Here is a 1,012-nt window from a genome sequence, read left to right as displayed (position 1 = left end):
CGCCGCCCTATCCCATGCGCGTCGCGCGCAGAACTTCGTCGATCGTGGTCTCGCCGCGCCAGACCTTCCGGACTCCGGTCTCGTACATGCTCTGCATGCCCTGCTCGCGGGCGGCGCGCTCGATCGCAGTGTCCGACGCCCTGGCCAGGATCAGACTCTGACATGCCTCGTCGATGACCAGCATCTCCGCGATGGTCGAACGTCCGGAGAAGCCGGCATTGCCGCAATCGGAGCAGCCTTGCGGCTGGCGAATGTCTGGCTGCCCCAACGCACGGAGTCCGGTCACGGACCGCTCGAAGCTCTCCGTCCAATAGCTCGCCTGCGGATCACCATGAGAACAACGGGAACAGAGCCTGCGTACCAGGCGCTGCGCAATCACGCCCTTCAGCGTCGAGGCCAGCAGATAGTTCTCGACGCCGATGTCGATCAGCCGCGTGATCGCAGACGCCGCATCGTTGGTGTGCAGCGTCGAGAGCACGAGGTGACCGGTCAGCGAGGCCTGAATGGCGATGCGCGCCGTCTCGAGATCGCGGATTTCACCGATCATGATGATATCCGGATCCTGCCGGAGCATCGAGCGCAGCGCGTGAGGAAACGTCAGCCCGATCTCCGACTGGACCTGCACCTGATTGATCCCCGGCATCTGATATTCGATCGGGTCCTCCACCGAGAAGATCTTGCGCTCGGTGCTGTTGAGCGTCTTCAGCGCCGTATACAGCGTCGTGGTCTTGCCACTGCCGGTCGGTCCGGTGACCAGGATGATGCCATTGGGCTGCTGCAGCAGCGCCTGGAGCGTCGCGATATGCTCCGCGGAGAAGCCAAGCTCGACAAAATCGAGGCTGATGCGATTGCGGTCGAGCACGCGCAGCACGACGCTTTCGCCGAAGGCTGTGGGGATCGTGGAGACGCGGAAGTCGATGTCGATGCCACGGACCGCGATCTTGATGCGCCCGTCCTGCGGCAGGCGCCGCTCCGCAATGTCGAGCTTCGACATGATCTTCACGCGGGACGT

1 protein-coding gene is annotated in these 1,012 nt (G+C 63.6%); it reads right to left on the bottom strand.

What is annotated here, in order from left to right:
- Positions 1 to 7: 7 nt before the first annotated feature.
- Positions 8 to 1,012, bottom strand: a 1,005-nt coding sequence (locus QX108_RS33460) for a GspE/PulE family protein (RefSeq protein WP_315787748.1), incomplete at its 5' end; no start/stop codon positions are given.

This window comes from Bradyrhizobium sp. SZCCHNR1002 (assembly GCF_032381435.1).
GTDB lineage: Bacteria > Pseudomonadota > Alphaproteobacteria > Rhizobiales > Xanthobacteraceae > Bradyrhizobium > Bradyrhizobium aeschynomenes.
The sequence above is the reverse complement of the archived record's forward strand: the minus strand, read 5'-3'. Positions and strand labels throughout refer to the sequence as shown.